The organism is Variovorax sp. J31P207 (assembly GCF_030316965.1).
GTDB classification, from domain to species: Bacteria; Pseudomonadota; Gammaproteobacteria; order Burkholderiales; family Burkholderiaceae_C; genus Variovorax; species Variovorax ginsengisoli_B.
The window spans coordinates 36,653-62,059 of record NZ_JASZYN010000022.1 but is presented as its reverse complement, the minus strand read 5'-3'; the positions used below and the strand labels follow the sequence as shown (position 1 = coordinate 62,059).

The window sequence follows — 25,407 nt, the reverse complement described above, 5'->3', positions numbered from 1 at the left end:
CACCCCAATATGGCGCTGCGCATCCTTCGCACGAACGATCCGATCAGGCCTCTCCGGAGACTCGACAGCTCCTCGACGCCTTCGAGGAGGCGCGGCTGAGAGGCGCGAATCGCCCAGGGGTGGGGTCCGCTTGCATCATCTCCACAACAGTCCGAGTGGCGATGCGGGAGCTCATGCCATGCGCGACCAAGAGTGCGAGTGACATGTCAGGTAAGCGTTTGCACCAGCGCGACCGGTGCGTCGAAGGACCAGAAGTTGCATTCGAATGCGCGCGCCGTGCTTCCTGGTCGTCTCGTGCTGCCCCGAGCGCGTCATAGAGCGCTTGAGCGGCGGCCATCTGACGTCGGCGCAGCGTCATCGGCATGGGAACTGGGAATTAGCTGTAGTCCTCGTTCTGAGGAGCGCCGCTTCTCCACCAGTTGGTCCGAGAGCTTCTGGCACGCCGTCGATCCGTATGAACTCGTCCGGTTGCAGATTCGCCCCACTGGAAGCGCGCCGCGCCTTCTGCAGCATCTGCGCGATCCATCCGTCGGGGACCGGCCTCTCGGTGAAGCGGCGGTTGAAGTCCGACCATCGGCCAGAGTCGACCAGACCCGAACTGCTGCGTCGCGCTCGTCCTGCAAGCTGCCAATGTTGATCATCCTCATTCGTGGACTTCCCCCGAATCGTCCGTGAACACGTCAGCATCGAACAGGTCCACATATGTGACAAATCGTCGTTTTCCTACCCGCGCCGCGCGGCCAGAATCGCGCCTTTTTTGCCAGTGAATGAATACGTCAGTGGCTGCGTGCTGTCAGAAGCCGGCCCGCAGTCGCTGCCGACCCGATTGCTGCAATTCGAGACTCGTAGACGGGATTCAGAAAGGAGACAAGAGAATGCCACTGAAGTTGCTTGCTCAAATGGGCAGGAACGCACTGCCTGTGCTCGTTCGCGAGAGCGATTCCATGAACAAAGTGCTTGCGCTGAAGGCCGCGGGCCTGGTGCACGCACTTGAATCCGAGGACCAGGACGAGATGCTCGTCTGCTTGACGGAAGAAGGCCGCCGCGCCCTCGTGCCCGAGCAGCAATAGCGGTGCGGTCGAAGGGCAGCCAGCTCCGGTCTTGGCGTCACAACCTCAATCAGCAAGCTCTCAGATCCTGTCTTGTTGCTCGGCGACATGTTCGAAGCGGCCGTGCATTTCGGGCTTCGCCTGCCGGAGCTGTTCTGCGGCTTCGAGCGCGCGCCCGGCGAGGCGCCGGTGGCCTATCCGGGGGCAGCGTGGAACCAATGAGAATACAGAAGCAAGCAATACTCGGCCTCGAACTCGAGGAGAGCCGCGATGCGTGACCGTGCGAGAGCCCCATCTGCATTCGGCGAGGCCCTGTCTAGGTTGATTAGGGGGTAGCCTAGGATAAACTCGCGGCCTTCTTCCCAAGGACGGCTCAAGGTGATTTTCCGCGTCGTGTTTAACCAAAAGGGCGGAGTGGGCAAATCCACGATCGTCTGCAATCTGGCTGCGGTCAGCGCCTCTCGGGGCCTGCGCACGCTCGTGATCGACTTGGATCCGCAAGGCAACTCGAGCCAGTACTTGCTGGGCGAAGCGGCACAGGACTTGCAGCCCAGCGTAGCCAACTTCTTCGAGTCCGCGCTGAGCTACAGCCTCAAGGAGCCAACATTCGAGTCGTTCATCCATGAGACCGACTTCGAAAACCTCGATGTGATTGTGGCGAACGCCGATCTTGATGCATTGACCAGCAAGCTCGAATCGCGTCACAAGATCTTCAAGTTGCGCGATGCGCTCAAGGCGCTCAAGGGCTACGACGCCGTCTACATCGATACCCCACCGGCCTTGAACTTCTATTCGCGCTCGGCACTCATCGCGGCCCAACGCTGCCTGATCCCTTTCGACTGCGACGATTTTTCGCGCCGGGCGCTGTACTCGGTGCTCGAAAATGTGAAGGAAATCAAGCACGATCACAATCGCGGCCTGAAAGTCGAGGGGATCGTGATTAACCAGTTCCAGGCACGCGCCGGACTTCCTCAGCAGCTGGTCAACGAGCTAGTCGACGAAGGACATCCGGTCCTGAATTCCTACCTCTCGCAATCGGTGAGGATTCGCGAGAGCCACCAGCATGCCAGGCCGATGATCTACCTGGAGCCGCGCCACAAGCTCGCTCAGGAGTTCGTAGCGCTGCACGAAGAGCTCTACGCTTGAGGAAAGCAGCATCGCCGCTTCGCAGGCCCCTCGTAACGCCCTCGACTTGCCTGCTCTCCGATGCAAGCTCCATATGGAATCGCTTGCATCTGCCGATAATGCTGCTGCTTCGGTGACGTTGTTAATTTCAGCGAATTGTGCGGTTGCTCTTCGACTGCAAGAGTTCTTGCAGTTCGGGGTTCGCGATGCACAGCGCGGCCGCTCGCCGGATCGGCTTCGAGGCGAAGCCACTGACGGAATGTCGACCGATCGAACAGGCGGATTCGCCTGCCCAGTTTGGGACTGAAGCCTTCCAGCATCGGTGAACCGCGCGGACGCGGCGCGTCCAGCGGCGTCGAGAAGCGTGGCGCGGAACTCCTCATGATTCAACGTCTTACGCAGCCCTTGCGCCCTTGGACTTGCGAAGTATCGAATTTTGCTTGCGCGGTCGCGAAGTATCAGATTTTCTTTCTTGCGACGGTAAATCTGTGCCTATTAGAGCAGCCGCCAGAGGCAAGCGGCGCGTGTGGCCGGTATCAGATTTACTTTCTTCTACGGCACGCAAGCTTCCAGCGAACAGCCAGTTGCCTCTGCCCACGGCAATAGGCCGGATCTGGTTCTCCACCCAATTGTTGTCCGCAGGCAAGTTGCCGTCGTCCAGGTAGCGCGTCAGCGCGGCCCAGCGTTTCAAGCTGAAGTTCAACGCCTTCGCTGTCGCTGAACCGTCCGGAACCTTTAGCCGCTGCTTGAGAACGTGCCGCGTCTGCGTCTTGCTTCCATCCAGCAGGGCGCGCACCATCGGGGCGGAGAAAAGGATTGGCCGGTCTTTCATACGTCAGTTCCCCTCGATGGAGGCGACACATGTCCGACACCAGCTTTGAACACCACGGGCACCAAGTCACGATCAACGTCTGGACAACCGGCGACCGCTGGAGTTGGTCGTACCAGATCGACGACCGGAAGCCTGTCGACATTGCCGAATCCGGCGCGCGCTCGGAGGAACAGGCGTTGATCGAGGCAAGGCACGAGGCCATCGCGGCTATCAAGGAGCTTGATGCGGGGCCGTAGGCCGTAGCCAAGAAGCGCGCGGCCCTTCATACTCCGGCCTCTCAGAAGCGAGAGGTGGAAATGGAAAAAGTCAAGACCGTGCACCGCGGCCGCTTCACGCTCAAGGGCTACGGCCTGCGAACGGGCGACAGCAGGTTCTTCGCGGCCTTCCTGGTGACCGAGCACCGCGGCAAGGCGAATACTGAGATCAAAGGCTGCTCGACGGGCGACGTCTACGACCTTGAGGTTGCAGCCGTGGAGGCTGGTTTCGCGGCGGCAGCCGCTTGGCTTGAGGAGTATCGCCCGGCGAACGCCTGAAACCTCGCTGCATGCTGCGGGCGCCACAATGAGGAGATGACGATGGACAAGCCGGTGATCGTCGAACAGGGTCTTCTTGACGAGATGAACGCCCGAATTCGTTCCTACGATGGCTACAAAGGCGGCGGAGTCGTGCCTGCGCCGAAAGGGCAGACGGTCGCTCACGCGTCGGGCTACAACTGGGAGGGGCCGGGCAATGGCTACGATTTCATCTCGCGCGCCTACGCGGAGGTGCGCGAGAAGTTCGAACTTCAGGTGACTCCAAACAATCGTGCGTCCTGATATCACGCTGCGTCCTCTGCACTGAACAGGAGCGGCTGCACAGCGCCGTTCTGGAAGACGATCGGCATGACGGAGTCGGCGGCCGGCTCGTCGCCTTCCCACCCGTCAGGCCAGGTGCCAGCGACGATCAGCGCGCGGATGCGCGACTCTTCCTCGGCGTTGATCAGGCTGATGCGCGGCCGGCGCAGCCGGTCGGCGGCGTCGTTGCACGCGGCCTGGATGCCCAGGATCCGGTCGAGGCCCATGGCCCGCGCCTCCAGGGTCAGCGGGCCCATGCGCTGCGGGTTCTTGGCGATGCTGCCGTCCTTCAGCCGCTCGAAGCCCGCTTTCTTGATGCGGTGCTTCGGCTCTCGCAGCTCGCGCCACAGCGGCTTGATACCCTTCAGCGGCGCCAGGTAGGCCCACTGTGAACTCGTCAGGATCGTGTCGAGCGCGGTGTCCTCGGCGGCCAGCGGGCAGCCAATGCAGCCGGTACGCGCGTTGATCAGGGAGGGGCCGCGCGAGGCGCGACTTGCTCGCCTTATGGAAGGCAAGGCCTTAGAGCGCTCCACTTTGCAGCCAACTACGTGGGTCTGCCGGAGGTTGCGTGACCACAGAACAGCGCCACGTCGACGAAGTCGGCGCCGCCCAGGCGCATGGCCGCATTGCCGGCGGGCGCCGTTAAGATAAGGCTGAAAATGCCGGGTGGTCGCTTCGCTGCGCCTTCAAGACCTATCCCTTGCCACACCTGATCGCTGCCCTCTCAAGCTGCCGCCCGTGGCTGGCGGCAATTGCCCGTTCTGAGTCGATGCGCGGCACTGTGCCAAGGACCGTCCGCGCTACGAACAGCTCTTCCGGGGTCTTGCCGGCGCCCTACTGTGGCTGACCGGAGGCAGACCGGTGGCTGGCTCATGAGCCAGAAGCTGCCACTCGAACTCCTCCTCGAACGCCGCGGGGTCGCTGGGCGCATACGCGCCACAGGCATAGACTGCCGCGTACGCCGCATAGTCGGCGGCAACTAGAGCCTTTCCGGCCAGCGCATTCGCAACGGCAAAAGCGGCAGATTCTGCAGCATGACCAGCGCCGTCGATGGAGTTGGAACCCTGATGGGGTTGGAAATCCGCGCAATTTCCTGGGCTGCCCTGTCCAAGCTCGCCGCATCAAGCGTTCCTGTGACAAACTGGCTTAACGAGGCCAAGCAAGCGAGTGCGCCAGGGGCTTCCAGCAAGTGCTCGACGCGCGTGGCGCAGGCCAGTCCAAATCGCCATCGAAGCATTTTCTGTCCTGGCTCGTCGAGGCCAACGCTGCTTGCCAGGTCGCGGAGAGCTTTGTTCATGGACGTACGCGTATCCGCTCCTCGATCGTGTTGGCGAGACGTTCGGCATCCCTTGCTGTGCCGTGGATCATTCCCGACGACGCCGAGTACTGGAAGGCAAGACCCGCGACGTACAGCCCCGGCTCATGGGCGACAACACCCCGGTACTGATCAATCCGCCCTGAGGCGTCGAAGACCGGCAGCTTGATCCAGTCCAGGCCCGGCTGGAAGCCAGTGCACCACACAATGTTGTCGACGTTCAGGAGCCTTCCGTCCTCGAGCATCGGCAGACCGCGCTGAACGCCAGTCACGCTCGGCACGCGGAGGATGCCGGCACGGTCGAGGTTCTTCGGCCTCAGGCGAATCAAGGGCGTGCCATGGGAGATGAAGCTCGGCAACGCCTTGCGACCTATCGGCGTATCGACCGAAAGCAGCCGGTGGAAGACAAGGCGGAACAGTATTGGCAGCACCACGTAGTAAGCCAGGACGCTGCCATGTTCGATCGGGATGTGTCCTGGGTGTCGGCCGGCCAACCAGACCTGATGCGTGCGGCTCAATTCGGAGGCAATTTCCGCTCCCGAATTGCCCGCCCCCACCACCAGTGCGACCCCGGCCTTCAACTGCGAGGGTCGCCTGTAGCCTAAGGCGTGGATCTGGTGGATGGACGAGTCCAGGTCTGCCGCGAAGTGGGGAATCTTCGGCTTCTGGTAACTCGCCGCCGCCACCACGACGTGATCAGCCAAATAGAGTCGCTCGCCGGCACGGACAACATAGTGCCCATTGGCCCGCGTCAGTTCCTCCACTTTGACGCCGGTACGCACCGGCAGTTCGAACTTCGCCGCATAGGCTTCGAGGAAATCGGCCATTTCGTCCTTGGTCGGGAAGTAGCGAGGCGGCGCCGGGAACCGCATGCCGGTCAGCCCGTCGAAGCGTGCCGGCGAAAACAGGCGCAGCGAATCCCAGCGATGGCGCCAGCCGTCACCAACACGCGCGCTGCCCTCGAGGATGACGAAGCGCAGGCCTTTGCGGGCCAGGTAGTGACCGACCGAGAGCCCGGCCTGGCCGCCGCCGATGACGACGACATCAAAACGCTGCTCGGGGTTCGCACTCGCCGCGGCACTGGCGCGCGAGTCTCCATTCGTGTCGGGACCACCGGACGCGCGCAACGCGCCCGTGTCCAGTTGCCTGAACGCATGGCTTGAAGAAGGAACGGTTTGGGTCATTGCGGTCTCCGGATTTGTTGGCAGGGATGGCACTCCGGCGTTCATGACGAACCACGACACCCCCTGGAACGGCTTTGTCCAGGTGCGCTGCGCCGCGTCGGCCCGTGCCAGCGTCCAGAACTCACGGCTGCTCAGCCCTCGCGCAAATGAGCGCCGTCACGGCGTCGGCATCCACGTGGCGGCCCGAGGGATTGCGGCTGAACTCCGGACTTGCCAGTGCAGCGAGGTAGGCCTCCACGGACGCGTGATTGCTCGCCGCGATCTCGACGACATTGCAATCCGGATCGTGATAGTAGAAGCTCAGCGAAGGACCATGGTCGACGGTTCTGAATGGTTCGATGCCAAGTGCCTTGAGCCGCCGGTAGCGCGCTGCCATCGTCGAGAGCGAAGCATCGCGCAACTGCATGTGGTGCAGGCCCGGACCCGCCGGAGCAGCCAACTCCGCCGTGGGAACATCGAACAATGCGATCACCTGGATGTAGGGATGGTCCAACAGCAACCTGAAAAAACTCAATCGCGACTGACTTTCCCATGATGGTTCGCCATGTCCGGCTTCCGCGCTGGCCTGCGCGGCCATCGGCGGCAGATGCTCGCAATACGGATCGATCTCGAGCACCGACGCGTACCAGGCCCTCATCTGGTCGTATCGCGACGTTCGAAGAACGACCTCGGCAATCCGCAATAGGGTGTTGGCTTCAGTCGACATGATGCGGTGCTCCAAGGGCTCTATTGAGGTGCGATGCCGGCGCGTTGCACGACTTCGCGCCAACGCGGGATTTCCTCGGTGATGACTGCCGTCATCTCTTCCGGCGTGCTCAGGTGGATCGTTCTGCCCGCGGCCTCGAAACTGGCGCGAAGCCCGGGGTCTTGCAGCGCCTTTGAGAGGGCCTGATGAAACGCCGACACCACTGGCTCTTTCAGATCGCGCGGGGCGATGACCCCGACCCAGACCGCGTCGACTCCCTTGATCCCCAACTCCTCGAACGTTGGCACCTCGGGCGCCATATCCACGCGGCGGGAGCCGGTGACGGCGAGCGCGCGCAGCGCGCCACTTCGAACATAGGGAATCATGGGTCCGACACCCTCCAGGAGTGCATCGACTTCGCCGCTGAGCACCGCAGTGTTTGCGCTCGGTCCTTTGTAGGGAATGTGCTGTACGTCGATGTTCGCCTCGTGCTTGAACTGTTCCATCAACACGTGCGACGGCGTGCCGTTGCCAGGGGAGCTGTAGCGCAGACGTCCGGGATGAGCCCTGGCGTACGCGATGAGATCAGTCAGCGAAGCCGCGCGCACGGAAGAATTGACGACGAGGAACTGCGGCCCGCGATACAGGATGCCGATGGGGGTGAAATCCTTGACGGGGTCATAGGGCAATTGTTTGAACAAGCTCGGGCTCACGCTCATTTGCGGCATGGCGACGACGCTCAACGTGTAACCGCCGGGAGGGGTGGACTTCAACGTCTCCAGCGCTACGATGCCACCGGCCGAAAACCGGTTCTCGACGACGACGGGCTGTTGAAGCTCCCTCGCCAATCCTTCGGCAATCTGACGGGTAACGACGTCGATCACCGAGCCGGGCGCACTGCCAATGACGAAATGGATTGGCTTTGCCGGGAAGTGCTGGGCGTGCGCCACTGGCATGGCGACAAGACATGCGAGCAGAACCCAAGGCCGAACCAGACACCGCGTGCTCATTGCCAATTTCCCTTTCGATCAATCTGCAGCCAGCTTAGGTGGGCGCTCCCGAACACGCCAGCCAGAGATTGGCACACAAGAAGTGAAAAAAATTCACCTCGTTCACCCAGACGCGCGGTACGTTTCGGGTGTCGACCAACGTGCGCATGGGGGAACGGCATGGAGCATCTTCGAAGCATCAGCATTTTCGTTCGGACCGCGGAATTGGGAAGTTTCGCGGCAGCCTCGACGGCGCTGGGCCTGACGCCGTCAGCGGTCAGTAAATCGATCGCTGCGCTGGAGCGCGGGCTCAAGGTCCAACTACTCGTGCGTACGACGCAAGGCGCCCGGCTCAGCGACGAAGGCGCAAGGTTCTACGCCCGCTGCAAGACCATCGTCTCGGATCTCGAAGCGGCTGAGCGCGAGATGTCCTCAGCGCGCGAGATTGCGCAAGGCCGCTTGCGTGTGATGCTCCATGTCACCCCGGCGAGATACCGCATCCTGCCGGAGTTGCCCCGTTTCCTGCGCGAGCATCCGGAACTGCAACTCGAAGTGGTGATTTCGCCAGGCGCGAAAAGCGTCGAAGCAGAAGGCATCGATGTGGGCGTCTTCATTGGCGATCCACCCGATTCGCGACTCGTTGCGCGCCGCGTTGCCGATCTGAAGTTCGTCACCTGCGCATCGCGCGCCTACCTTGCGCAGCATGGGACCCCGTCTCATCCCCGCGACCTTGTGAACCACAACTGCATCGAGTACTTGCGCCCCGACGGGCGCACGCGCAAGGAATGGACCTTCGAGCGCGACGGCGAGACGCATGCCGTGGAGGTGGGCGGCAATCTCTGCATCAACGACGGCCAAGCGCTCGTCGACCTGGCTGCAGCGGGGAATGGCATCGCGCATGTGATCGCGATGACTGCGGAACGATCGATCGCGGCTGGCGTCCTGGTGCCCGTGCTGTCCGACTGGACGAGCGATGCTCCGCCGATCTACATGCTCTATGCGCGCGGCAACGTCCAGACGCTGCGGGTCAGGACGTTTGTCGATTTCATCACCGGGCTGTTTGTTGACATGCCTCGTGTGGCGACGCCCTCACGGCGTTGGCCGATGTATCAGAGTTGAGAGCGGCACATTGCGCGCGCCCAAGGTCGGATACTTCTTCCAACCACCGGGTCGCTCGACGCGGGCAATCCAATAGTTTTGGGCATGTCCGGCTCTTGGAGTGGGCTCAGGCGCGTTCCTAACGGAGCTAGGGACGTCGATTTGTCCACGCTCGCTGGGCGAAGATGCTGCTCAGCATGGTTTCTCTCACTTGTCTTCGAGGTCCTCGGCCGGAGGAGGGAGGCACCGGGGCCAAATTGCAGTAGGGAAGAGGAACCCTCAAACCGGGAAAGTGACATAGACAATGAGGCGTACCGGCGATCCCGGCCCCGATCTGGCTCTGAGCGGTGCGACTCAGACTTCCGATTCAGACTGACACCGTGTGCACGGTGTCGAAGTGACAAATATGAATGCCCCGGGCAAAGGTCGACAGGGCGCTACGCTTGGTACAGTCCCCCTTAAAAGCGGCTCGAGGGTTCGGCCTCTACACGACTTTGGCGGCACAACTTGAGTACTGGTTCGACGTCCGTCATGGACAGCAGCGAGACCGTTGGCGCCCTCGTCATGCTTGAGTCGGCGTCCAGCGCTTGCTTCCGAGAAAGATGCCATGGTTCTGCCCCGGACGGTTGAAGCCGTAGGTCTTCGAACCGGTCCAATCGAATCGCAAGGCGAGCTTCGCCATAGGTGCTGGCTTCACGCGTTCATGGACCTGAATGACGCAAAGTAGCTTGGCGTGCTGGAAATGGCCGACAAGGCGATCCACGATCGTTTCGACAGGCGGCTCGGTGCGGCTCAGGTCCAGACCCGATTCTGGATCCAATGCGCGGCCCCAGGGCGGTGCGATGAACGCAACCACCAACTGGTCTTGCGCCGCGACGGTATGCTCGAGGCCGTGCTCGAAGTCGATGTCAAACATGCGCATCGACTGGCCCAGTAGCACCATATTGCTGGAAGTGAGTCGGAAGACCGATGCGTCGTTCTCGAAAGCGAGGCCGACCGCCCCGGGCAGACATCGCAGCAGCCAGTACAGCGTGTTACCTGAGCCCGCGAAAGGATCGATCACAAGATGCGAACCGGCCAGGATGCCGGCCGCGGCGAACGCGACATCAGCGGCGATCGCCGCGGCCAAGCGGTCGCGCGTGCACTCGACGGCGGTGCGTCCGAGCACACGAATTCCCCTGGCGAACCAATCGACCGGCGTCAGGCCGTAGAGTGAAACGTAGTCGGCATCGTCGTAGCTGTCCAGGCCGTACTGCTGGACTTCGTGAAGATCCAGGACGTCGTTTCGCTTCTCGCCAAGCAGGAGTAGTTCACGGTCGTACTTCATGGGAACCTCCATGGCGATGGCGGCCGCGCGCGATGGGACATTCTGCGCTCGCGGCGCCAAGACATCGTGCCTCACCTTGACGCAATCCGATGGGGTCACTCTGCAATGCCGGCTTCTGGCCGTCAAGCGGTCTCGTCACGAAGGCGTGCTCAAGACTGGTTGCTGTCGGTCGAGTTTCTGGGGCGAACGACGGCGACTGTTGAAGGCTGACTTTCGGGCTTTCTTCGCGACCGGCTCGTCTACTTCAGACCTTGACCTTCGCCGTCATCGTGAGGACGTTCAGGGCAGGGCATTGGTCGGATCGCTGGTGGCAATGGACGGCGTTGCCCGTCAGCGGCTGCTTTCGAATGTCGCGAAATGGCGTTCTGGGCCCGAACTCAAACAGCCTTGGGCTGGACCAGTATGCCGAGTGCAACCACCCTTTGGACTCGATGCCGCGCATGGAGCGACGGCTCCAATGAGCGGTCGTTTCGACTTGAAATGGGTCGCCGGCTGCATTTGGGGTTCCACTCGGGCGATGTCGGTACAGGATTGCGGAGCGCCAAGGCACGCCAGCGGAACAATTCTTGGCTTGCGCGACCCTCTACGCTGTCAAATAATTCGGGTCAATCTTCGGCCCCGTTGCGCTCAAGGTGTACCCGTGAAGACCCGATTTCTTCTGATCGGATGGTTCCTTGCGACCCTTGCCGCCTGCTCGGTCGCGCGCGCGGAAGGCGCCCGCGCACCGGGAGTGCCAGACGTTCCGAGTGCCGCGGTGGCGGCGACTCAGGTGACCTCGCTCCCGCCGCTGCTCAGGACGAGCCCCGTGCCCAGTGCGGATCTTGGCGGAGCGATTCTTAGCCCTTTTTCGCCGATGCCAGGGCCTCCCGGGAGGATAGAGGCAGCGGAAGAGGCCGAGACGGCGGAAGGCGTGGCGCCGCCAGATGAAGCGAGTCCGACTGCGACAGTTGTTGCGGCGCTGGGAGGATTGGCGATCTTTGGATGTCTTTTGCGTCTTGCGGTGAACGGCGTATGACTGGGCAGCGCCTTCGCGCAGGCCGGCGCTCAGATTGTCCCGAGGGGAGCGAATGCCCTTTTTGACGATGTCGTTAACTTGTCAATTGAGCTTGCGTCAGATAATTCCAGCGCCCTGACGGCCCACCGATGGTGCGGTGGCACCGAGAGGAGATGATTCATGATTCGATCCATGCTTCGCCCACTCGCTGCAGTCCTGGTGACTGGCGTTCTTGCCGGTTACTGGGGAGGGGCCGCCGCCCAAGACGCATCTCTTTGCACGGTCGAGATCTTTGGCGACTCGATCATGGGCGGCAACGGGTCCCCAGAAACCCCGTCCATGACGCTGCAGCGGATCAGGCCCAACCTGCAGATAGTCGCCGATCACGCGGTCGCCGGCATGTCGCTGCGTGCCCTGGCGACTTTCTTTCCTTACGTGACCCTCACCGCGCACTACGTGATCATCGAGAATGGAGTCATCGATGCGTGGGACGGTTTGAATATCAACACCGTGATGTACGAGTACGCCGCCATGGTCAAGAAAGTGCGAAATGAGGGCCGCGTCCCGGTGCTGACGGGCTTTTCCCACCAGGCATTTGGCGGAGACCTTGGGTACCCGCAACTCTGGCGCCGGGACTTCTACGACACGGTCATTCAAGCCGTCGCTAACAACGCGAGCGTAGCCTTTGCCGACTGGGGATCGGTGCCGTTCTTCGGCGAGGTGGATCTGCTCGACTTCGTGCATCCAAACAAGGGCTACAGCGACCGTCTGATCGGGCGACTGGCAATGACACTTGACCCACTCATCACCAACTGCACGGCCGTTCTGGTTCCTCCAGCCTGATCGGGGAAATTGAAGCGGGTCCGACGACGATGCCTCCGGCTGCGGAAATGGGATAGCCGCTTCGCGGCGGCGTTGCGCCACCTTTCCAGTCCACTCGCCCCCCAGGCCGACCGCGCTACCACGCCCGGTCTCGACGTGCTGCTCATATGACTTACCGCCAGCCCGGGGTAGTCGTACCTTCGGTGGAGATTGATACGCTCGGAGCCAGAAATCCAATGCACGACAACCACTTATGGCGACTCACCTCTGCGCGAAAACCGTCCGGCGTAAGTTATTGATATTCAAAGGGAAATTTCTCGCAACCGTATCAAACCGAACGATAAGTACGACTACCCCGTCCACCAGTCCACCGGCCAGATACGACAATCGGTCATGGTCCACGGGCTTGAGTTGGCTGGCCGTCGCCTTGCTGTGCACGACGACATCGAGCTTGCTGACGCGTCGTCGCAGGTGATACCAGTCCAGAATGTGAGTCGCCCGGGGCAAAGCCGTCAGCTGCCATTGGCGCAGTTGGGTGTCGCCGTCGGTGAACCTCCATCAACCTATCCTGTCTGCCGAAGGCAGCAAGGACGCCTCGCACCCGTTCGCGCGAATGCTCGTCGATGGTGCGAACGAACGCAAGGCTTCGCTGACCGACGCCGACGCGCATCGCCCGCCCAGCGACGACCTCGAAGGATTTTCTCGTGGTCGGGGTGGCAGTGCCGCAGGTATCCGCTGTCGAGGCCGACCGTTGTGACGACCAACACGCTCTTCACCGCGACTGGGTCTTCCTAGGTCTCCAGGCCTTGCGCGTTCAGTCGGCGGCCGACTCCCAGCGTGTGTTCTCGCACCGTGCTCGGCGCGTTCGCTCCGACCACCGGCAACGACAGCCCAAGCAGTTCGGCCGACTTTGCGTAGGGAATCATCGCGGCCGATCGGCTTTGCACAAGGTCAAGTTCCCATCTATGGCGGCACCACCACCGCCTACTTCCAAGGGCAAAACGGCCATCCTTCGACAGTTGCCCAAATGCACGCGCGAATGCAAGCGATGACGATGCGAGGATCCTGCGCCAAGGGCACATTCTTTATGACGATCAACATTGCAATCCTTTCCGAGCTGAAGCGCCCTCGACGGTTCTCGTCACCAATTTCCGGCAATCCACGGGAGCCGCGTGCGCCCTTTACTGCCTGCCGAGTAAGTCGGCCTTCTTGCCAGACCTTGCTTGGTCCGTGCCACGAGGTGCAAGGGTGGGCAGTTACTGGACTGAAGCGTAGGAATCCGCTTCGCGCCAACAACTCTCAGATGGCCCGATCCGCATAGCCCAATGGAAGCTCCGGTCCGATCCCAGCCGAGTGAAGCACCAATTGCTGACGCCATCCCTCCCGAGGTCATACCCACTGGCGTGGGCATGTGGATGGGTACGCCGGAGTCAAAATCAGAAGGCATGACGGATACCCAGGTCGTAGCCCATTGACTTGTTCGGCACAGCATTGCCGGCACCGCCCGGGATCGTGCCCGTGTAGAAGGTTGGGGAACCCGTGACACCCAGAGCAGCGCCACCCTTGTCGTTGATGTACGCAAAGGTTGTGTATAGCGCGGTGCGCTTCGACAGGTTGTACACGTAGCCGATAGCGAACTGGTCGGCCTTCGGCTGCGAAGCGAAGAAGCCCACCGGCAGGTTGTTGTACTTCACAGCGGAGTACGACGCCCGGATAACGCCAACACCGACTGGAACAGTCACTCCAAACACGCCGCCATTGGCACCGGGCTTCGTGGTGCCGAAAGGATTGAACGCGTTGGTCGCGTAGGCGGTCTTTTGCTTGTTGTTCGAGTATTCGCTGAACAGCTTGGCAATGCCGAAGTCGTATGAAGCTCCGAGGTTCAAAGTATCGAGGGTGGTCGTCGTACCCACGTAGTAGTTGGAACCGATGGTGCTCTCGGCATAGGCCAGCGCGACGTCCAGCGGGCCATTGGCATAGCCGACGCGACCACCGAAGTATCGACCAGTGCGTGCGTTGTTCGGCGTCAGGGCCAGCGCCGGGTTGGCGACGATCGCGGCGGCGCCCGGGGGGGTCAGACCACCCGGGTCATACGAGACTTGCTCATTGAAGGCATACATGAACTGACCGTAGAAACCACCCAGGTTCGGCGGCAGGAAGTAGCCCACCGAGTTGACGGATCGCACGTAGTTGGGGTTCGACTGGAAGCCGCTGTTGGGAACGCCGAGGGCGGCGCCGCCGCTGGCGGTGGTGATCAAGTTGGTGCCCACGCCGTTGGCGCCGAACGGATCGAACACGGTGTCGTTCCAGAATGTCGGGCTGAAGTCCTTGCCAAGGCGGACTTCACCGAAGTTGCCGGACAGGCTGACCGTCGAACGACGATTGAAGTTCAGGCCGCCGCCGGTGGCAGCGCCATTTCCGTTGTCGTTGGTCATGCCGGTTTCGAGCCAGAAGCCGGCAGCCAAACCGCCGCCGAGGTCTTCCGTGCCACGGAAGCCCAGGCGGCTGGAGTTGTAGCCAGAGCTGGTCAAGGCCGTCGCAGTCTTGGTGACGCTCACGCCGAAAGGCGTTTCCGACTGGTTCTTGTAGCCACTGATTGCGGCGTCCAACACGCCAAACACCGTGACAGACGACTGTGCCGAAGCAGCACCGGCAACTGCCAGAGAAGCTAGGGCAACCAGAGATTTTTTCATTGCAAGTGTCTCCATTGAGGCTCTAAAGAATCCGGTCAGGGTGGCCAGCCCTTGATCGTGGGCGAATGAAGTGCGCCACGAACGATGGAGTTCGCCATCTGGCGGGTCGTCGTCCGTTTATGCTATCGTTAGCATAGATTCTAGAAGAGGCATTGCAGGAATGTCAACAGCCCTGATCCGACGACGCCAAATGTTGCTTGTAGTTTTTCTAGTGAATCGGCGACCGGGAGCAGGAACGGTACTGGTTGGCAATCCCCATTCCCTATGCTATCGTTAGTGCATCCTGCACCCTTTTCCCATGGTCACAATCAAAGACATCGCCGCCCGACTTGAGGTCTCCGCGTCCACTGTTGGCCGCGCCTTGGCCGACGACCCCCGCATCAGCTCTGCCATGAAGCAGAAGGTGCTCGAGATAGCGAATGAGATGGGCTACGTCGCCAACCGTGCGGCGCGCATGATGCGGGGGGTCTCCAGCAATTTGGTGGGCCTGGTCGTTCCCGACATCCGCAACAGCTTCTATTCGACGATCGCGCACGCGTTGTCGAAATGCCTGGAGAGCGCGGATCTTCAACTTACGCTGTCCGAATCCGATGACGACCGCCTGGTCGAGTTGCGCCACATTCGCGAACTCACCAGCGTCAATGTGGCCGGCATCATCATCGTGCCCACGGCCCGGCCACATCCAGAGTCGGTGCGCCTTCTCAGGATGACGCCATGCATCCAGTTGCTGCGCAGACATGCCTCGCTGGGTGACCATTGGTTTGGCATCGACGATACGCAGGCGCTCTTCCAGGCGACCAGGCACCTGGTCGAACTCGGCCACCAGCGCATCGCCTATATCGGCGGCACCACGGACCTGCCTACCGGAGCCGCACGCTTGCAAGGGTTTCACAACGCCCTCGCCGGAAGCAAGGCGGCTACGCATTCGCGAGAGGAACTCGGAGTGCCGTCGTCGACGGATTTCGGCCGTGATGCGATACGACGCCTGCTCGCACTGCGCAGCCCGCCCACGGCGGTAGTCCTGGGTTCGGTCCAGAACACGCAGGGCGTTCTGGAGGAACTGCTGGCAAGCGGCGTGCGTGTGCCCGAACAGTTGTCCATTGTCGGGTTCGGAGACGAGTTGGGTTTCAGATGGTGGGGACCGGGCCTGACGACGATGAGCCTCCCCGTCTCCGAGTTGGCCACTGCGTGCGGGCTGTGGTTCATCCATCAGCTGAAACAGAAGTCTGCAAACGCAGCGCCTTACAGCTCTGTCTCGCCGCCGACGCTCGTTGTGCGCGGCAGCACCCGAGGAATGGAGGCGGCGAACCCCAACCGCGCCGAAGCGCGTCTTCGCCAACTTGCGGACTGATCATTCCCTCGGCTGCCGGGAACAAGGCTTGCGATCGTGCCGTCCATGCCCTTGTGCATCGATGGCACCTCAATGATCTCCCCAGTCGCAAAAGTGACGCCTGCCGACGCCTCTGAGGCGTCGGCTCAATCCCGTCTAGAACCAGCGGCGGCAGATGTCACTGAGTTCTTGAGATGGGTGCTTGATCAAGCCAACGGCGAAGCCTCTGACCCGGTCTTTGTCTTGCTCATCGGTGATGTACTCGACGGGCGACTTGCCATCGATCCGCGCCAGCAACAGGCCAGGCAGCAACTTCGCGGCCCGGCGTTGTACATCGTGCGCGGGCTCCCAACCAACTTGGTCGAGGTAGCTGCGCATGAGTGCCATGAACGACCGCGCGAACTCAGCGCTGCGCGACGGCACGACAACCGCCTTCAACATCAGGTGGTTGAGGCAGAACGCGAGGTCAAACGCCGGATCACCATACCAGGCGCATTCGGCATCGAGAAGCACCGGTCCGCGCGGACCGGCCAGGATGTTCTTCGGGCTCACGTCGCCGTGGACCAGCGCGTGCGTGGTGCCTGCTGTCTGCGCCACCAGCGCCAACAGTGCCGCCGAGACCTCTGGATAACGTGCCGCTGTAGCGACGAGGTAAGGCTCCAGTCGCAAGGCATAAAAGCTCTCGATCGTGTCGAAGCGCTTGGCCACGTCGATCCGCCAGGCACTTTCCGCATGGATCGCACCAAGCACCTTACCCACCGCAGCAGCCAGATCGACGTCAACCTCGCCCGCTAGCAGTTGCTGCTTCCACACCGGGTGGTCCTCCGGCTCCAAGTAGGCCATGGCAAACAGGCCGGCTTCCACATCCTGCGCGATCGGCGTGGGCACATTGGCGGGGCAATGCTCCGACACGAACTGCATCCACGCCCACTCATAGGCATTGCGGGAGACTGGAGCCTCCCACACCGCTGCGACCTTCAGTTGCGGCAGTGCGCGCTTGACGCAGATTGCGCGATCGCCCAAATCGACCTTCCAGATGTCGGAAGACACGCCTCCGGCCAACTCCTGCCAGCGCGCTTTGACGCCAGGTCTTGTCAAGCCATGGGCTTCGACGAAGCGGACCAGATCGCGGTCGGGCACGGGTGCATTCGACATGGCGTCTCCTTAGCTGTGGCGAACCGGCTGGTTGCACCCCTCGTGCGGCGCTTGACCCGACAGGACGCGCACCACCTCCTCGGCAGCGCGACGTCGCAATTCTTCCAGCGACGCGTCGGACGAGAATGCGACATGCGGCGTCAACATCGCGCCTGGACTGGATCTCAGTTCGTCCGGCACCAGTGGTTCCGACTCCAGTACGTCCAACCCAACTGCGGACAGGCGACCGGACGCAAGGGCCTCAATCACTGCCGCGGTGTCCACAACGCCGCCTCGGCTGACATTGATGAGCAGGCCACCCGGTCGCATCAGGGCGAGTCGCTCGCCGTCGATCAAATTTTTGGTGGCCGGTACCAATGGCGCATGCACGACGATGATGTCGCTGTTGCGCATCAGGCCGTCCAGATCCATCGGCTCGACGCCTGGCTGCGGTGCACCTGAAAATGGGTCATAAGCCAGCATCCGGCAGCCGAACGCAGACAGCTTGCGGGCGGTGAGCCGACCGATGCGTCCGAACCCTACGATGCCGCAGGTGAGGTTGGCCAGTCGCTTGAGTTGCGCGCTCGCTGGGTTCCAGCGTCCGGCCCGAACCTCGCGATCAAAGTGATTCAGGCCACGGGTCCAGGACAGGATGAATCCAAGCGCGTGATCGGAAACCTCCTCCACGCAATAGTCTGGCACGTTCGTTACCCAGACTCCACGGTCGGTCGCGGCCTGCACAGCAATGTTGTCCAGCCCGACGCCCAGGCGGGACACTATCTCGAGCGGCAGGCTGGACTGGATCGCTTGCGCGGAGACCTCCGCCCAGCACGTCATGATTCCGTGCGGTTGATGCGCGGCGACCAGAGCGTCGATGTCTGACACGTTGGATGGCGCGGCCGGGCCACTCACGAGACGCAGCCCCGCAGATTCAATGACCATGCGCTCGATGGAGTCGTCGGGCCAGGCGAAGTCAGTCAGCAAAACAGTCTTGGTCATGCTCAATACCTAGGATGAGACGAGGGCGAGCCCTCGATGAAACTAATGCGTTGGGTCCCTAGTCCGTCGATGCCTGCTTCCACCACGTCGCCAGGGCGCAAGAAGCGACCGAGGTGGCTGCCAAACCCAGCCGGGGAACCAGTGCAGATCAGGTCGCCTGGCAGCAACGCGACATGTCGCGACAGGTAGGCAATCTGTTCGGCAATGCCGAACACCATGTCGTCCGTGCAACCGTCCTGCATGAGCGTGCCGTTGAGGCGCAGCCACAGGCGCAGCGCACTGGCATCGCTCACGTTCCAGGAAGGTACGAACCACGGCCCGGCGGGCAGCCAGCCGCGACCACCTTTCGACTGAAGCCAATCCGTACCGAAACGTGGAGGCTCCTCGCGAAACACCGCCGAGCGCAGCGTGATGTCGTTGACCACGCAATAGCCAGCGATTGCCGACGCCGCCTGCTCGATCGTCAGTTCCCCACCCGCGTCGCCAATGATCACGCCCAACTCGACTTCCCAATCGAGCATGGTGTGTTCGGCATTTATCACTAGCGCGCCAGTCGGATCGCGGACGGTCGAACTGGGCTTCAAGCAGATGTACGGGGCACCGCTACGGCGGCGCTCCTGGATCGCCCCGAGCGCCGCCTCCCGGCGCGCGCCGGCGCCTGCACCGGCCGGACCGTCACCGCTGTCCTCAGCGGCCTCGATCAACTGGCCCGAGTAGTTGCCGATCGTGCAAAACACCTGGCGCGGTGCTACCGGCGCGTGCAGGCGCAGATCTTTCATCGGAAATCCTTCGGCAGCGATGGCCTGCAGAACATGCGTCGAGTGGCAAGCGGTCCGCAGGGGCTCGATCCATCTCGACCACTGACTCTGAAGCCCCCCCAGATCGAGCTCCCCCGCAAGCCTACGGCTCGAAGCGAGGGCCAGGCAACGATTCAGTCCTAGCGCGCGCCCGCCCGTCGCGAGAGCCAAGAGTGGTCGCCCATCGCCTATCGAGGCATTGATCATCACGACGCTCACGCAAGCGCTCCTTCTGGTGCCGACGGGTCCGCCACGGGCAGGCGAGGTCCTCAGGGACACACGACGTAGTTCGAGAAGCCCCCGTTGCGGTCCTTGAGGCCGGAGATCGCCTCGTTCACCCGTTCCAGGGGGAATGTGACGTCTTCCAGGTACGACAGGTCAATCGTCCCGGTGCTCACCATATCGGCCATCTCTTGGCCTTGCGTGGCGCTGAACCAATTCGACCCGATCAACTGGATCTGCTCGTCCATCAGCCACTTCATGTCGATCGGCAACGCGTCGGACACACCGCCGATATTCACTACCTTGCCGCCACGCCGCACGCCCTTCATCGAATCCAGCATCGTCTCGACCGGCGCGCGGGCGCCCAGTGCGCTGATCGCGAAATCGACGCCGTCGCCACCGGTCTGCGCCCTCGCCCATTCCCCGGTGGGCCGTTCCCCCAACGCAATGACCTCGATGCGCTCGGGTGCTAGCGCCTTCACGCGCTCCAGCAGAGCCAGATCTCGGCCGGTGCCCAGAATCCTGGACAGTCCCATCGCCAGGCCGAGCACTGTCGCCGCGACGCCCAGCGTACCGGTGATGCCGTCGATCAGGCCGACTTGTCCCGAGCCAGCGCCGGCATTGCGCAGCGCCCCGTAGGAGGTGCCTAGATAGCCAAACCGTCCAGCCTTCTCGAAGCTGAGGTTGTCGGGAATGTTCACCAGCGCGTACTCAGGAGCCGTCATGTACTCACTGAAGCCGCCGTACGGGTACAAGTCGAAGATGCGTTGCCCGTCTGTGCTGGTGCTGAAGTAGCCATTGAGCGTGTAGTAGCGGCATTGGCTACGGTGGCCAGAGCGGCAGGCCTTGCACGATCCGCAAGAACGCAGTGGGCTGACGTACACGCGATCGCCCGGCTTTGCATTGATCACCGCCTCGCCGACCTCCTCGATAACGCCGGCCGGGTCCAGGCCGAAGATGGCCGGAAACTTGGCGAGCGGCTGGTGCGGAAACCAGCTCGGCCAGTTGTTGATGACGTTTGCCATGTTTGGAACGATGCCGCACGCCTTGACGCGCACGAGCACGTCGTTGGGCCGAGGCTTCGGCACCGGGATGGTGTCGAGGGTCATTGGGGTGTGCAGTTGGTGCAGCCGCGCCGAGGTCATTGTCCTCATGATTTCTCCTGTTGCGATCCGGGGGTATGCGATGTCACTGGAAGGAGCCGCCCGGCGGGCGGAACTTCGCCGGCCAAACAGTCACCCACTTGCCGCCCTGCACCTGCTTGAGCTTGGTGTCGGGCGGGCTACTGTTGAACTTGCCTTCGAATGAACGAACGCCGAGCACGGTCTGTACCTTGTTGGCCTTGAGCCAGGAGGCCATGACCTTGTCGTCAATCTTGCCGGCGCCATTGACCGCGGCTTCTAAGATTTGCCACGCAGCAAATTCCGACGCAGCCTGATATTCAGCAACCGGGTATGGCAAGCCGGCAACTTTGGCTTTCTGCACATATGCAGCAGCGAAATCTGAGGCACCCGCATTCTTGATGAACGGATCGTGATCCTCGAACCATGTCAGGCTAGTCACGCCCGTGGCGTTCGGGTGTGCCGCTGTCGGACCCGGCGCGGGAAACAGGTAGAAGTGGCGTTTGGGCCGGTAGTCGATGCGCTTCATCGCGTCGAGAAGTTGCACCGCCTCCATTCCCACTGCGCCTGACCACAATAGATCTGGATTGGCGTCCTTGATGCGGGCGGCGATCGCGCCAAAATCGCGCGTGCCAAACTCATACTCGAGAGCGAGCACGTTGTTGAGGCCCCGCTTTTGCGCGATCTCCTGGCCTCCCTTTGCCAGATCGAGCGCCGACGGGAACTTGCTGGTGACGAAGGCAATGGTCTTAGGCGGATTCGGAAGACTGGCGTATCCATCGAGGATGAGTTCCGTGTCTGCGGAGCGCGGCTCGGGGCCCAGGGGCAGAGAAGGGAACTGCAGGTCGTACGGCGCCAGCGCAGGCTCTCCCAGGCTGCTTTGAACGAATAGCTTGTTGAAGCGCTGCGCCACACCCATTGCAGCGAGGATTGCGCTGGTGCCGTAAGGTCCCATCAGCAGGTCGACCTTCTCCGCTGTGATGAGGCGCTCGTAGAGCGTGCGTGCGTTTGCCGACTGCGACTGGTCGTCCAATACGATGAATTCGACCTTGCGGCCCAGCAGCCCGCCGCGCTTGTTGATGTCTTCGATAAACACCTCGGCGGCCAGTTTGTGAATCATGCCGACCGACGCCAGCGGGCCAGTGAGTGGCAGGGTGCCCCCGACACGAATGGGGGCGCTGCCGGTCCCCTGCGCGAAGGCCTCCGGCAGGCCGGATGCAAGCACGAGCGTAGCGGCCGCGAGCGCCAGCATGCGACGACGATAAAGGCTGCAAGTCATGGTGATGCCTCCTGTTGATGTTGTGAGTCGGCGCCGTTGCCGTCGTTCAGTGGCCCGCTTCGAGCTCGATCCCCAGGCCCGCCATGATGCGAACTCCGGAGTTGTACCAAGCGACCACCAGCACCAGCGCGATCATTTCCGGTTCGCCAAGGAATGCCGCTGCGCGTGACCAGGTGTCGTCATTCACGTTAACCTCGAGAGTCGACTCCTTGGCAAATGCCATCACCGCCTTCTCTTGGTCGGTGTAGAGGCTGGAACTCTCGAACTGCGGAACCGCGTCGAGTTGCGCCTGCGTCAGGCCGGCCTTGAGGCCATGCGACTGATGGTGGGCAATCTCGTAGCGCGAGTTCGTCAGGTGCCCCACCGTCAGGATCGCCAACTCCCGCAGCCGCGGGCTCAGTGGCGATGACCGTAGCGCGTTCGCGTAGGTAAGGAAGCCGTCAAGCAACTCCGGCGTCTGGGTCAGCGCCAGGAAGATGTTGGCTGTGGGTGTCTTCCGCTCTTTCTCGAGGCGGTCGAAGATGGCCTGGTTGGGGCTGTTGGCGCGATGGAGGTATTTGACGCGTGCCATGGGATTCGGTCCTTGTTTAGATGTTGCTTTGGGTCGATTGCTGCCGGACGAACATTTCCAGCGTCTGCGGATTCGGCTTCTTCTCAGGATCCTGGGTTGTGGCGTCCTTGAAGGGGCTGGCGTGGAAGTACCAGTGCTCAGTCGCCGGAAGGCCCCAGCGCACGTTGGTGCTGAGCGAGCCAGCCTCCCAGCGCACCGGCTCGACCTCGGTGTCGATGGTCTGGTAGTGGCCGTCGCACAACTCGATGCGATGTCCGTCCGGGTCCAGGAGGTAGACGTACAGCATCCCGCCAGGGCCATGTCGGCCTGGCCCGCGGTCCACCGAGCCGCCGTAGCCATAGTTGCCCGCAAGGTCGCAGGCCGTGAAGATCAGGTGCGACTCCGGAACGATATAGGCGAAGTGGTGCATCTTCGGCCCCACGTTCTCCACGATCGCAAGGTCAAGGCACGTCCCTTTGCGGAACATGAAGGCGCCCAGCAACTTGTCACCGTGCGCCAGGTATTCCGAGTTGCGGAAGCCAAGTTGGCTATAGAACTCGCAGGCCTTCCAGCAATCGGGTGCAAAGATCTGGAAATGATCAATGCGCTGAGCGTGTGCGCCGGTGAACTGCTCGAACTTGAGGAACATCCGCTCGCGCACTTCCATGTGGGCGCACAGCTCGAGCTTGGTGCCGTACAGGTCTTCGCAATGCAGCGTGCGGCTTTGGTAGGGTACCTCCACCCACTTGACGGGCAGGCCGCGCCCGGTGAACCAGGCGTAGGCGCTGTCGAGGTCCTCGTCCAGATAGACGCGGAAGCCGAGCCGCTGACAGGCTGGCGCCCCCTCCGCCTGCACCAGGACCAGGCTGTGGTGCGCTGCTTCCGACAAACCGCGTAGGTAGCAGGTGGTTGGCGTCTCGTCGGAGACCACCAGGCCCACGATCTTCACGTAGAAGTCTCGGCTCTTTTGGAGATCCTTGACTTCCAGCACTATGTGACTCGCCCGGCTGATGTTGAATGGCGGGCGCAGGTCGACGGTGGGCAACATGGTAAATCTCCTGTGTGGTTGGTTTGACGGTGAGCGAACGAGACCGGTTTGAAGAGGGCTTGGGACTCGATTTCCGGCGGTGCAGCCGAAGTAACTTCACCCTACTCGGTTAGCGCCCTGCTGGCGCTGATCTCGGTGGTCAATGCCTGGATGGCGGCGAGAGCGAACTGGATGATCGACTCGTCCGTCAGCAGGCCGTCCTTCAGCTTCTCGAACACCTGGGGGATGACGACAGCCGGATGGACCGCCACCCGGGACAATGTGCTTGCGAGCGCCTCCCGCAGCTGCGCATGCGCTCGAGCCCCACCGGTGAAAGCAGGCGAGGCGCTGATGATGAGCGCATGCTTGCTCCGCAGCGGCGAAGTCTTCGGCGGCCGAGACGCCCAGTCGAGGGCGTTTTTCATCACGCCCGAAGTACCGGCGTTGTACTCCGGGGTGCACAGAACGAGGCCGTCCGCCTGCCGGATCGCCTCGCGCAAGCGCGCCACCGCGACCGGAGGCTCCTCGGTGTCGAAATCGCCGTTGTACAGCGGGAGGTCCGTGAGCGGATGCAACTTGAGGGCGATCCCGTCGGGCACCCGTTGCTGCAGGGTGCGCAGGACGGCCGTATTGCTCGAAGCGTGGCGCAAGCTGCCGGAGAGGCCGAGGAGGCGAATCATGCTGGGAATCCTTTGTTGGCAAGAAATCAGTGACTGGCCTGGAACGGCAATGCGTCCCAGCCCCAGAAGCGCGCGTCGCGGCCCATCGATTCCTCGATGCGCAGTACCTCGTTCCATTTCGCCATTCGCTCCGAGCGGGCGAAGGAGCCGACCTTGAGCTGTCCCGCGTTCCAACCCACCGCCAGATGAGCGATCGTGACGTCCTCGGTCTCTCCTGAACGCGCCGAAACGATGGTGCCGAATCGTGCATCCTTCCCTGCTTGCAGCGCGGCCAGGGTTTCGGTCAAGGTGCCGGCCTGGTTGGGTTTGATCAGGACAGCGTTCAATTGCGACACCGCCGCGGCGGCGCGGACGCGTTCGGCGTTGGTGACGAGAAAGTCGTCGCCGATGATCTGGCAGCGCGATGCGTACTTCGAACTGAAGCGCGTGAAGCCCTCTGCGTCGTCCTCGGCCAATGGGTCCTCAATGGACATGATGGGATAGCTGTCGAGCCAACGCCCCAGCATGTCAATCATGGCGTCCGTGTTGAGCACGCGGCTCTCCAGGGCCAGTTCGTAGCGACCGTTCGAGCCAAATTCGGAGGCTGCGATGTCGAGCGAAATGCCGACCTGCGCACCTGGCTTCAGTCCCGCATCGATGATGGCCTGCATCAGCGTATCCAACGCTTCCTCGTTCGAGTTGAACGCGGGCCAGTAGCCGCCCTCGTCGGCCACTCCTTGGAGCTTCCCGGTGCGTCGTAGCAGCGCTCCCGCGGCGCGATAGATTTCGGCAGTCCACTCCAGCGCTTCGTCGAAGCTGGCGGCGGCAGGACACATCACCATGAAGTCCTGGACATCAACGCGCCGCTCAGCGTGGGCGCCGCCCCCGAAGATCTGGATCTCAGGAAGCGGCAACCGAACCGGCTGCCCGGCGGCCAGCAGCTGCCAAAGCGGCACACCAGCCGCGGCCGCCCGGGCATGTGCTATCGCCATGGATGTCGCCACCAGCGCGTTGCCCCCGAGCCGGCTCCGGTTGGGTGTTCCGTCCAGCTGGACCATCAGTTGGTCCAGCGACCCCTGGTCGTTGACATCGCGCCCTGCAAGCGCGCCGTCTATAACCTCGTTGATCGCGCGACAGGCCGATTGCACATCCAAGCCACCGAAGCGTGCTCCACCGTCGCGCAGGTCGACCGCCTCCCCACTGCCCATCGAGGCGCCAGCCGGCGCGAGCGCGCGCCCCGTCAGGCCGCCGCGCAGCCGTACGGTCGCCTCGACGGTCGGTCGGCCGCGCGAGTCCCACATGCGTCGTCCGTGGACGCTCTCGATCGTTGTATCGTTCATTTG

The 25,407-nt window shown here is 62.3% G+C and carries 27 protein-coding genes and 1 pseudogene; 9 read left to right on the top strand and 19 right to left on the bottom strand.

What is annotated here, in order from left to right; all coding sequences use genetic code 11:
* Window positions 1-354: 354 nt before the first annotated feature.
* On the bottom strand, window positions 355-687 hold the full coding sequence (locus tag QTI68_RS40285; protein ID WP_353506472.1) for a nitroreductase family protein: 333 nt from the start codon (window positions 685-687) through the stop codon (window positions 355-357).
* A 188-nt stretch (window positions 688-875) separates the two neighbouring features.
* Here QTI68_RS40285 and QTI68_RS38065 point away from each other — a divergent pair, with 188 nt between their 5' ends.
* The 3 genes from QTI68_RS38065 (at window position 876) to QTI68_RS38055 (ending at window position 2,195) form a co-directional block, all read left to right on the top strand.
* Window positions 876-1,070, top strand: coding sequence for a hypothetical protein (locus QTI68_RS38065; RefSeq protein ID WP_286529456.1), 195 nt, complete (start codon window positions 876-878; stop codon window positions 1,068-1,070).
* 72 nt (window positions 1,071-1,142) lie between these two features.
* A complete protein-coding gene (locus tag QTI68_RS38060; protein ID WP_286529455.1) occupies window positions 1,143-1,271 on the top strand; it encodes a hypothetical protein in 129 nt (42 codons plus the stop codon).
* A gap of 159 nt (window positions 1,272-1,430) precedes the next feature.
* Window positions 1,431-2,195 (top strand): ParA family protein, encoded by a 765-nt coding sequence (locus QTI68_RS38055; RefSeq protein ID WP_286529470.1) that lies wholly within the window; start codon window positions 1,431-1,433, stop codon window positions 2,193-2,195.
* A 535-nt stretch (window positions 2,196-2,730) separates the two neighbouring features.
* On the opposite strand, the pseudogene QTI68_RS40410 reads toward QTI68_RS38055, so the two are convergent.
* Window positions 2,731-2,922, bottom strand: a pseudogene (locus tag QTI68_RS40410) (IS66 family transposase); the annotation flags it as partial.
* Window positions 2,923-3,035: 113 nt separating this feature from the next.
* Here QTI68_RS40410 and QTI68_RS38045 point away from each other — a divergent pair.
* The 3 genes from QTI68_RS38045 to QTI68_RS38035 are packed head-to-tail and all read left to right on the top strand — an operon-like array spanning window position 3,036 to window position 3,821.
* Window positions 3,036-3,242 (top strand): hypothetical protein, encoded by a 207-nt coding sequence (locus QTI68_RS38045; RefSeq protein WP_286529454.1) that lies wholly within the window; start codon window positions 3,036-3,038, stop codon window positions 3,240-3,242.
* A gap of 60 nt (window positions 3,243-3,302) precedes the next feature.
* The gene (locus tag QTI68_RS38040) at window positions 3,303-3,539 is read left to right on the top strand and encodes a hypothetical protein (protein ID WP_286529452.1); all 237 of its coding nucleotides are present in this window, start codon (window positions 3,303-3,305) and stop codon (window positions 3,537-3,539) included.
* Window positions 3,540-3,581: 42 nt separating this feature from the next.
* Entirely contained in the window at window positions 3,582-3,821 is a 240-nt protein-coding gene (locus QTI68_RS38035; protein WP_286529451.1) for a hypothetical protein, read from the top strand.
* A 2-nt stretch (window positions 3,822-3,823) separates the two neighbouring features.
* Here QTI68_RS38035 and QTI68_RS38030 read toward each other — a convergent pair whose 3' ends face one another.
* From QTI68_RS38030 to QTI68_RS38010, 5 genes are all read right to left on the bottom strand, one after another.
* Complete coding sequence (locus tag QTI68_RS38030; protein ID WP_286529450.1) at window positions 3,824-4,354, bottom strand: adenine nucleotide alpha hydrolase family protein; 531 nt, start codon at window positions 4,352-4,354, stop codon at window positions 3,824-3,826.
* A gap of 464 nt (window positions 4,355-4,818) precedes the next feature.
* Window positions 4,819-5,136 carry a hypothetical protein gene (locus tag QTI68_RS40280; RefSeq protein ID WP_353506471.1) on the bottom strand — a complete coding sequence of 106 codons (318 nt, stop codon included), beginning with the start codon at window positions 5,134-5,136 and terminating at the stop codon, window positions 4,819-4,821.
* Window positions 5,133-6,338: a flavin-containing monooxygenase gene (locus tag QTI68_RS38020; RefSeq protein WP_286529449.1), complete on the bottom strand. Its 1,206-nt coding sequence runs from the start codon at window positions 6,336-6,338 to the stop codon at window positions 5,133-5,135. The genes QTI68_RS40280 and QTI68_RS38020 overlap by 4 nt, the downstream gene beginning before the upstream one ends.
* A gap of 121 nt (window positions 6,339-6,459) precedes the next feature.
* The gene (locus QTI68_RS38015) at window positions 6,460-7,044 is read right to left on the bottom strand and encodes a VOC family protein (protein ID WP_286529448.1); all 585 of its coding nucleotides are present in this window, start codon (window positions 7,042-7,044) and stop codon (window positions 6,460-6,462) included.
* 20 nt (window positions 7,045-7,064) lie between these two features.
* Window positions 7,065-7,979 carry a Bug family tripartite tricarboxylate transporter substrate binding protein gene (locus QTI68_RS38010; protein ID WP_286529447.1) on the bottom strand — a complete coding sequence of 305 codons (915 nt, stop codon included), beginning with the start codon at window positions 7,977-7,979 and terminating at the stop codon, window positions 7,065-7,067.
* A gap of 213 nt (window positions 7,980-8,192) precedes the next feature.
* On the opposite strand from QTI68_RS38010, the gene QTI68_RS38005 reads away from it, so the two are divergent.
* A complete protein-coding gene (locus QTI68_RS38005) occupies window positions 8,193-9,131 on the top strand; it encodes a LysR family transcriptional regulator (RefSeq protein ID WP_286529446.1) in 939 nt (312 codons plus the stop codon).
* A gap of 541 nt (window positions 9,132-9,672) precedes the next feature.
* On the opposite strand, the gene QTI68_RS38000 is transcribed toward QTI68_RS38005, so the two are convergent.
* A complete protein-coding gene (locus QTI68_RS38000; RefSeq protein ID WP_286529445.1) occupies window positions 9,673-10,437 on the bottom strand; it encodes a hypothetical protein in 765 nt (254 codons plus the stop codon).
* A 1,174-nt stretch (window positions 10,438-11,611) separates the two neighbouring features.
* Between QTI68_RS38000 and QTI68_RS37995 the strand changes: the two genes are divergently transcribed.
* The gene (locus tag QTI68_RS37995) at window positions 11,612-12,274 is read left to right on the top strand and encodes an SGNH/GDSL hydrolase family protein (protein ID WP_286529444.1); all 663 of its coding nucleotides are present in this window, start codon (window positions 11,612-11,614) and stop codon (window positions 12,272-12,274) included.
* Window positions 12,275-13,044: 770 nt separating this feature from the next.
* Here the strand turns inward: QTI68_RS37995 and QTI68_RS37990 are convergent.
* Window positions 13,045-13,179, bottom strand: a complete 135-nt coding sequence (locus QTI68_RS37990; RefSeq protein ID WP_286529443.1) for a hypothetical protein — start codon at window positions 13,177-13,179, stop codon at window positions 13,045-13,047.
* Between the two features lie 510 nt (window positions 13,180-13,689).
* Window positions 13,690-14,946 carry a porin gene (locus QTI68_RS37985; protein ID WP_286529441.1) on the bottom strand — a complete coding sequence of 419 codons (1,257 nt, stop codon included), beginning with the start codon at window positions 14,944-14,946 and terminating at the stop codon, window positions 13,690-13,692.
* A 298-nt stretch (window positions 14,947-15,244) separates the two neighbouring features.
* Between QTI68_RS37985 and QTI68_RS37980 the strand changes: the two genes are divergently transcribed.
* The gene (locus QTI68_RS37980; RefSeq protein ID WP_286529440.1) at window positions 15,245-16,297 is read left to right on the top strand and encodes a LacI family DNA-binding transcriptional regulator; all 1,053 of its coding nucleotides are present in this window, start codon (window positions 15,245-15,247) and stop codon (window positions 16,295-16,297) included.
* Window positions 16,298-16,432: 135 nt separating this feature from the next.
* On the opposite strand, the gene QTI68_RS37975 is transcribed toward QTI68_RS37980, so the two are convergent.
* From QTI68_RS37975 to eno, 9 genes are all read right to left on the bottom strand, one after another.
* Window positions 16,433-17,431: a phosphotransferase family protein gene (locus QTI68_RS37975; RefSeq protein ID WP_286529439.1), complete on the bottom strand. Its 999-nt coding sequence runs from the start codon at window positions 17,429-17,431 to the stop codon at window positions 16,433-16,435.
* A gap of 9 nt (window positions 17,432-17,440) precedes the next feature.
* Window positions 17,441-18,409 (bottom strand): C-terminal binding protein, encoded by a 969-nt coding sequence (locus tag QTI68_RS37970; protein WP_286529436.1) that lies wholly within the window; start codon window positions 18,407-18,409, stop codon window positions 17,441-17,443.
* A gap of 2 nt (window positions 18,410-18,411) precedes the next feature.
* Window positions 18,412-19,188 (bottom strand): fumarylacetoacetate hydrolase family protein, encoded by a 777-nt coding sequence (locus QTI68_RS37965; protein WP_286529435.1) that lies wholly within the window; start codon window positions 19,186-19,188, stop codon window positions 18,412-18,414.
* A gap of 287 nt (window positions 19,189-19,475) precedes the next feature.
* Window positions 19,476-20,582: an alcohol dehydrogenase catalytic domain-containing protein gene (locus QTI68_RS37960; protein ID WP_286529434.1), complete on the bottom strand. Its 1,107-nt coding sequence runs from the start codon at window positions 20,580-20,582 to the stop codon at window positions 19,476-19,478.
* A 34-nt stretch (window positions 20,583-20,616) separates the two neighbouring features.
* On the bottom strand, window positions 20,617-21,828 hold the full coding sequence (locus QTI68_RS37955; protein ID WP_286529433.1) for an amino acid ABC transporter substrate-binding protein: 1,212 nt from the start codon (window positions 21,826-21,828) through the stop codon (window positions 20,617-20,619).
* A 46-nt stretch (window positions 21,829-21,874) separates the two neighbouring features.
* Window positions 21,875-22,399 (bottom strand): carboxymuconolactone decarboxylase family protein, encoded by a 525-nt coding sequence (locus QTI68_RS37950; protein ID WP_286529432.1) that lies wholly within the window; start codon window positions 22,397-22,399, stop codon window positions 21,875-21,877.
* A 16-nt stretch (window positions 22,400-22,415) separates the two neighbouring features.
* A complete protein-coding gene (locus QTI68_RS37945; protein ID WP_286529431.1) occupies window positions 22,416-23,426 on the bottom strand; it encodes a VOC family protein in 1,011 nt (336 codons plus the stop codon).
* Between the two features lie 101 nt (window positions 23,427-23,527).
* On the bottom strand, window positions 23,528-24,085 hold the full coding sequence (locus QTI68_RS37940; RefSeq protein WP_286529429.1) for an NADPH-dependent FMN reductase: 558 nt from the start codon (window positions 24,083-24,085) through the stop codon (window positions 23,528-23,530).
* Window positions 24,086-24,111: 26 nt separating this feature from the next.
* Window positions 24,112-25,404 (bottom strand): phosphopyruvate hydratase, encoded by a 1,293-nt coding sequence (gene eno, locus QTI68_RS37935; protein ID WP_286529428.1) that lies wholly within the window; start codon window positions 25,402-25,404, stop codon window positions 24,112-24,114.
* Window positions 25,405-25,407 lie beyond the last annotated feature (3 nt).